This window comes from Methylobacterium sp. J-092 (assembly GCF_022829325.1).
In the GTDB taxonomy this organism is placed as follows: Bacteria; Pseudomonadota; Alphaproteobacteria; order Rhizobiales; family Beijerinckiaceae; genus Methylobacterium.
This window is the reverse complement of the sequence record NZ_JAKSXU010000139.1, coordinates 1-7,044: the sequence shown is the minus strand read 5'-3', so window position 1 is coordinate 7,044 and position 7,044 is coordinate 1. Positions and strand designations below refer to the sequence as shown.

Genomic DNA, 7,044 nt, shown 5'->3' with positions numbered 1-7,044 from the left:
TGAGGGAAATGTAGGCCAGAACCCAGCGGTTCAGGGTGCTATCGTCCACCTCCAGAGTGCGTTCTGGGAATAGCTGCCCCATGTCGCGGTGTCGCGGTAGCTCAGCGAGTAGCGCAGGTACCAGGCGACAGCCTGCACGATTAGGTTGGCCTCGTAGTGAGGTCTCTCAAGGTCGACCTCGGCTCGCTCTATAAGCTTAGCGGTGTCTATGACAGAACCAAGGAACGGCTCGAGAAGAAAGGTGGCAAGATCGAGGGCATATTTTGTGACCCGTGAAGGACGATTGTCTTAGGTTCGTGATCAGTCCGAATTTTTAAAGCTCGACTTTGGCCATTTCGACATGTCGCGGAACGCGCTAGAGCATTTTCGGTTTAATCTGGCTCATATCCCGCGGCGGCGAAGAAGTTGGCGCACTCGTCGGGTGTGACGGTGTCGACAAGGCGCCCAATGGCCGACCACAATCCCTCGACGGTCCGCTCGGCAGCTTTGCGCAGCAGCGCTTTCAGCTTTGAGAAGGCCATCTGAGGGGGCCCCAATCGACAGGTCGAGTGGGGTATCCCCTGATGGGGTTGAAGTCGGGGCTGTAGGGCGGGAGGAACAGTAGTCGCGCGCCAGCTGCTTCGATCGCCGCCCGCACGGCCGGCCCCTTGTGGCTACCGAGGTTGTCCATGACCACGATGTCCCCGGGGGTGAGTTCGGGCACCAGGACGCGATCGACGTAAGCCTGGAAGGCGTCGCGGTTGATCGGCCCATCGAGCACGAACGGCGCGGCGATCCCGGACAGGCGCAGGGCCGCCACCAGGGTCGTGGTCTTCCAATGGCCATGCGGCACGGGCGAGCGCAGTCGCTCGCCGCGGGGAGAACGCCCGCGGGTGCGGGCCACGTTGGTCGAGGTCCAAGTCTCGTCGAGGAATACCAAGCGGGCCGGATCGAGATCGAGTTGGCCCTCGAACCAAGCCTCGCGCGCAGCCTTCACATCCGGACGACTTTGCTCGGCGGCGTGCGCTGTCTTTTTGTGTAGGTCAGGTCGCGTGCGTCGAGGGAGCTCCACAGGGTGCCGAGCCCGACCGTGAGGTCGTGCTCGTCCCGGAGCCGGACGCGCATCTCCTCCAGGGTGATGTCGTCCTTCTCGTCGATCAGCGCGCGTAGGAATGCCTCGTGCGAATCGAGCTTTGAGCGGTGCGCCCGCCCTTGCGGACGAGCGGCCACCGTCCCGGTCGTCGTGAGCGCGGCCATCCAGCGGATCGAGGTGGCGATGCCGACACCAAACCGCGCCGCCGCCTGCCGGCGCGAGGTTGTTGCGGCAGCTTCCACCACCCGCTCGCGCAGATCCTGGCTGTAGGGTCGTCCCATCTGTCGCTCCTCCTCCGGAGCGATCAGTGAATCAGCCCGTCGCCGCTCCGTGAACCCCACCCCATCGAATCAGCGCAAACCGAAAACGCTCTAGCGACACAGAGTAATTAAACGTCACGAGATTTCCCTAAGTTAGATCAATTCCGTAACAATTTTGTCGGCGCGCTTACCTTAAGTCGATGGGCGGTGGCTAAGACCCGCCAATCTTCACTATCTAAACTGAAGCGTCATGTTTGAAGCACCCTCAGGTGGATCAATTTGGTTGCTTTCGCCACTATGATGCACCTGACTTGCACCTGATGAATGCGGTACAAATGCCGGGCAAATGACCATTTTCCTGATGGAAAGTTCTGGAACAATATTAGCTTTTAGATTTGCTTACAGCTGGCACGAATTCATCCGTAGCAGTCAAATTTTTTCACTTCTCGCGCCAGGCTTTGGCGACCTGGTCGGCGAGCGGCTTCATCAGGTAGCTCATCACGGAGCGCTCGCCGATCTGGAGGAAGGCCTCGACCGGCATGCCGGGCACGAGCTGGACCTCGCCCAGGCGCTCGCGCTGGGTCTCGGGCACGCGGATGCGGGCGGTGTAGTAGCTCTGTCCGGTCTTGGGATCGGTCGAGACGTCGGCCGAGACGCGGCTCACCGTGCCGTCGATCTCGGGCGTGGTGCGGCTGTTGAAGGCGGAGAACCGCAGCACCGCGCGCTGCTCGCGGCGCACGCTGTCGATGTCCTGGGGCGGGATCTTGACCTCGACGGCGAGCTGGTCGGCCGTGGGCACGATCAGCATCGCCGGCTCGGACGGCGTCACCAGCCCACCGACGGTGTGGACCGTCATCTGGTGGACGGTGCCGTCCTGCGGGCTGCGCAGGTCGATGCGCTTGAGCTGGTCCTCGGCCGCGACCCGCTTCTCGCGCAGCTCCGAGCGCTTGCCGCGGATCTCGGCGAGATCCTTGCCGACCTCGGTGCGCATGTCGCCGTCGACCTGCAGGATCTGCAGCTCGGTCTCGGTGATCTTGCCCTTGGCCGAGGCGGTCTGCGCGACGAGCTGGCCGCGCTCGCCCTGGAGCCGGGCGGTCTCGCGCTCGAGCGCGGTGACGCGCGAGAGCGGCACCAGGTTCTTGGCGTAGAGCTCGCGCACCCCCGTCAGCTCGGTGAGGATCAGCGCGATCTCGCGCTCCTTGGCGTTGGCCTGCTGGGTCAGGCCGCCGATCTCCTGGCGCAGCTGCTCGATGCGCTCGGAGAGCTGCGCCTTCTGCCCGGCGCGGCCGGCGCGGCGGGCGGCGAACAGGCGGGTCTCGCCGTCGACGAGGCGGGCGACCGAGGGGTCGGCGTCCCGGCGGCCCAGCAGCTCGGCGGGGAAGGCGATCGTCGGGGCGTCGTCGCGCTCGGCCTCGTCGCGGGCATGGCGCGCGTCGAGCTCGTCCAGCGCCCGCAGCACGATGTCGAGGTTGGCCCGGGTCTGCGTCTCGTCGAGGCGGATCAGCACGTCGCCGGCCTTGACCCGGTCGCCCTCGCGCACGCGCAGCTCCCCGACCACCCCGCCGGTGGGGTGCTGCACCTTCTTGACGTCGGACTCGACCACGAGCTGGCCCGGCGCGATCACCGCGCCGGCGATCTCGGTGAAGGTGGCCCAGCCGCCGACGCCGACCACCAGCACGGTGCCGAGCCCCAGGCTCAGCGCGAGGTGGCGCCGGATCGAGGCCCGGGCGCGGGGGCGCGGCGGCAGGGGGGCGGCCGGGACGGCGGGGATCGGGCCTGCGAGGATCACGGGATCGGCCATGGTCAGGCGCTTTCCTGCAGGGTCGGCTTCGCGGGCCCTTGCGCGGGCAGCCCCGCCGGGGCCGGTTCGGGGGCGGCGCGCAGCACGCGCTTGAACACCTCGTCTTTCGGGCCGAAGGCCTGGGCGCGGCCGTCGGCCATCATCAGCACGAGGTCGAGCGCGGCCAGGGCCGAGGGGCGGTGGGCCACGACGATGCAGATGCCGCCCCGCGCCCGCACGCCGAGGATCGCCCGGGTCAGCGCGTTCTCGCCCTCGGCATCGAGGTTGGCGTTGGGCTCGTCGAGGATCACCAGGAACGGGTCGCCGTAGAGCGCCCGCGCCAGGCCGATGCGCTGGCGCTGGCCGGAGGACAGGCCCGCCCCGCCCTCGCCGATCCGGGTGTCGTAGCCGTCGGTCAGCCGCAGCACCATCTCGTGGATGCCGGCCGCCTGCGCCGCCGCGATCACCGCCTCGGCCGAGGCCGCCGGGTCGAAGCGGGCGATGTTCTCGCCGATGGTGCCGGCGAACAGCTCCGCCTCCTGCGGCAGGTAGCCGAGATGGGGGCCGAGGTCGGCCGGTTCCCACTGGTCGAGGGCCGCCCCGTCGAGGCGCACCTTGCCGCGCAGGGGCGGCCACACGCCGATCAGCGCGCGGATCAGGCTCGACTTGCCGGAGGCCGAGGGGCCGATCACCCCGAGGCCCTGCCCGGCCTTCAGCGCGAAGCTGACCTCGCCGACCACCGGACGCTGCGAGCCGGGCGGGGCGATCGTGACCGCCTCCACCGTCAGCGTCCGCGACGGCGCCGGCAGGCCGTGGCGCGGCTGCCCGGCCGGGATGCGCGCGAGCAGGTCCGAGAGCCGGGCCCAGCTCTGGCGCGCCTGGACGAAGCCCTTCCAGTTGGCGATGGCGAGTTCCGCCGGGGCCAGCGCCCGCGACACCAGGATCGAGCTCGCGATGATGATGCCGGCGGTGGCCTGGCCCTGGATCACCAGCCAGGCGCCGAGCGCCAGCACGCCCGATTGCAGCGCCATGCGGAACACCTTCGACACGGCGCCGAGGCCCCCGGCCACGTCGGCGTTGCGCTGCTGGGCGTCCATGTAGTCGCGGTTGGCCCCGGCCCAGCGCGCCTGGAAGCGGCCCTGCATGCCGAGCGCGGCGAGCACCTCGGCGTTGCGGCGCCCGGCCTCCGCCAGGCCGTTGCGGCGCAGGCCGTGCCCGGTCGCGGCCTGGGCCGGCCTGCGGGTGGCGCGGTCGGTCAGCCACGTCACCGCCGCGAGGAAGAGGGCGCCGCAGAGCGCGGCGACGCCGATCAGCGGGTGGAACAGGAAGCAGACGGCCAGGTAGATCGGCAGCCACGGCAGGTCGAAGAACGCCGACGGGCCGGTGCCCGACAGGAACGCGCGGATCTGGTCGAGGTCGCGCAGCGGCAGCAGCCCGTCGCCGGGGGCGGCCCCCTTGAGCGGCGCACGCACTACGAGGTCGAACACGCGGCCCGACAGCGCCTCGTCGAGCGCCGCCCCGACGCGGGCGAGGATGCGCGAGCGGATCGCCTCGAGCGCCCCCTGGAACGCGTACAGCGTCAGCGCCAGCGCCATCAGCCCGATCAGCGTCGGCACCGAACGGCTCGGGATCACCCGGTCGTAGACCTCCAGCATGAAGAACGAGCCGGTGAGGTACAGCACGTTCACCACGCCGCTCATCACCGCGACGCCGGCGAACGCCGTCCGGCAGGACGCCAGGGCCTCCGTGAGTTCTGCCGAACCGCTGTGCCTCCCCATCATCTTTCTACGACCCACAATTATGAAGGGCGCGATAATGCGCCTGCGCTGCACACTTGCGCAACCTGAAGGCGCGTAGGCCTCAGAGTCCGTCTGGTAAGTCATGATGCTCGGCCGAGCCTTCGGACGAGGATCATGACGGCGGCGGCGTAGAGGAAGGCCTGGGCTGAGGCGAGGGTCGCCTCCGGGTCTTTCCAAAGGCGGCGGTTGCGGCTGATCCAGCCAAAGAAGCGTTCGACCACCCATCTGCGCGGGCGCACGGCAAAGCCGACCTGATCCTTGGGTTTGCGCACGATGTCGACGGTGATGATCGTTGCGGTCGCGGGCCTGTCGCCGGCATAGCCTGCATCGGCGAAGGCCTTGGCGATGAACGGGAAGGTCCGCCGCGACAGGCGCAGCACCGGTCCGGCCCCATCGCGATCCTGCACGTCGGCGGGCTGTGGGTCGAGGACGAGAGTGCGTCCGTCCGTGTCGACCAGGGCCTAACGCTTACGGCCCTTGTACGGCCCTTGATCTTCTTTCCGGCGTTGTAGCCGCGCGGCCCTCCGCTCTCGGTGGTCTTCACGCTCTGGCTATCAAGCACTGTGGCGGTGGGCGAGGCCCTTCGACCGACCCGCTCGCGGTCCGCCATGACGAGGTGATGGTTGATCCGGCCGAACAGGCCGTCGTCGCGCCAGCGCGCAAAGTAGCCAAACGTCGTGCTGCGCGGAGGCAGGTCCTTCGGGATCATCCGCCACGCGATGCCGCCGCGCAGCACGTAGAGGATGGCGTTCAGGATTTTTCGCATCGTCCAAACAGGCGGACGACCGCACGAGGCCGGCTCCGGCATCAGCGGCGCGATCACGGCCCACTCGCCATCCGTCAGGTCGGTTTCGTAGCGCAGGTTGGCGCGGCGATGCTGCCGGCGAGTGGTCGGGGTCCACATGGCACTTCCAGGTCAGGCTTCGGCACCCTTCTGGAATCACCGCCATCCCGGCCACTCAACCCCTGCCGGACGTTATCGGACGGGCTCTAAGAAAAACTGCGGCATAATGACACCCTTTCGAATGCAACTTAATAGCGGCTTAATTAGTAACTACGCGGACAAATCCCGAGAATCTCATTGAGAAAGTCATATGACTGGATTAGGTGTATACGTTGGTAATTCACCTAGTGACGTGGATCATTTCGAGAACTGGCTTGGAAAGCCAGTCGATTTTGTGGAAATGTTTTTAAATCAAAACAGCTGGGCTGAGTTTGACAGCTCAATACCTTGGGCCACCAGTCTCTGGAAAAATGCCATCCGAGACGTTCATTGGTCTGTTCCTCTTACGACCTGGTACGACGGGAACCTTGATAGCGCTGCACTGGGCGCTTATAACGATCATTACCTGAAGGCCGCTCAAGCCATAGCGGACTCATCGTACGGCGACGGACCGATTTATATCAGGACCGGCTGGGAGATGAATGGCACATGGTTCCCCTGGTCGGCGCAGGGGCACGAACAATCTTACATCGGAGCATGGCAGCAGTTCGTAGACACTTTTCGTTCCGTCTCGGACCGCTTCAAGTTCGAGTGGACGCCGAACGTCGGCAATGACTGGTTTCAGCATCCTGCGGATGCTTATCCCGGCGACAAATACGTCGATGTCATCGGGATGGATTTCTACTGGAACAACACTTGGATGGGAACCGACCCGGCCCAGGTTTGGGATTGGATGGTCAATCAGTCCGGTGGTCTGCAATGGCAGGCAGACTTCGCAGCGGCACACGGCAAGCCCATCGCCTACTCGGAATGGGGCGCCAATTCACCGGACGCTGCCCTATACTTCGATAAAGCCGCAGCGTGGTTCGCGCAGCATAAGGCGCTGTATCAGAGCTACTGGAACTATGGAGACGACGGCTACAGCAGTCGGCTCGACACGGGATTGTATCCCGCGGCTGACGCAGCCTTCATCAAGGATTTCGGTGGGCCTGTAGGGGCGACCACACCGAGTCAAGTCCCGCTCTCCACTCTGGTTGTCAATGACACGGCCGACCACGTCGTCAACGCTGTCGAAGCGAAGGCTGTAGCTTTCCGCGTCGCCAGCCTCGGCCTGACCGAGACGGCGGTCGCCACCTTCACGGACGGGACCTACGTCAAGACGGCGACGATCGCAGCCAACGGCCTGGGTG

The 7,044-nt window shown here is 66.3% G+C and carries 3 protein-coding genes and 3 pseudogenes; 1 reads left to right on the top strand and 5 read right to left on the bottom strand.

What is annotated here, in order from left to right; genetic code table 11:
* From MKK60_RS17115 to MKK60_RS17095, 5 genes and pseudogenes are all read right to left on the bottom strand, one after another.
* Positions 1-210: pseudogene (locus MKK60_RS17115) on the bottom strand (IS6 family transposase); the annotation flags it as partial.
* A gap of 161 nt (positions 211-371) precedes the next feature.
* Positions 372-1,353, bottom strand: a pseudogene (locus MKK60_RS17110) (IS630 family transposase).
* Positions 1,354-1,771: 418 nt separating this feature from the next.
* Positions 1,772-3,133: an HlyD family type I secretion periplasmic adaptor subunit gene (locus MKK60_RS17105; RefSeq protein WP_243938234.1), complete on the bottom strand. Its 1,362-nt coding sequence runs from the start codon at positions 3,131-3,133 to the stop codon at positions 1,772-1,774.
* A 2-nt stretch (positions 3,134-3,135) separates the two neighbouring features.
* Positions 3,136-4,893 carry a type I secretion system permease/ATPase gene (locus tag MKK60_RS17100; protein WP_243987604.1) on the bottom strand — a complete coding sequence of 586 codons (1,758 nt, stop codon included), beginning with the start codon at positions 4,891-4,893 and terminating at the stop codon, positions 3,136-3,138.
* A gap of 98 nt (positions 4,894-4,991) precedes the next feature.
* Positions 4,992-5,815 (bottom strand): annotated as a pseudogene (locus tag MKK60_RS17095) (IS5 family transposase).
* A 232-nt stretch (positions 5,816-6,047) separates the two neighbouring features.
* Here MKK60_RS17095 and MKK60_RS17090 point away from each other — a divergent pair.
* Positions 6,048-7,044, top strand: a 997-nt coding sequence (locus MKK60_RS17090) for a glycoside hydrolase family 26 protein (protein WP_243987597.1), incomplete at its 3' end; no start/stop codon positions are given.

Coding starts and splice junctions, on each gene's coding strand:
- MKK60_RS17105 (WP_243938234.1), bottom strand. CDS start 3,133: ATGGCCGATCCCGTGATCCTCGCAGGCCCGATCCCCGCCGTCCCGGCC.
- MKK60_RS17100 (WP_243987604.1), bottom strand. CDS start 4,893: ATGATGGGGAGGCACAGCGGTTCGGCAGAACTCACGGAGGCCCTGGCG.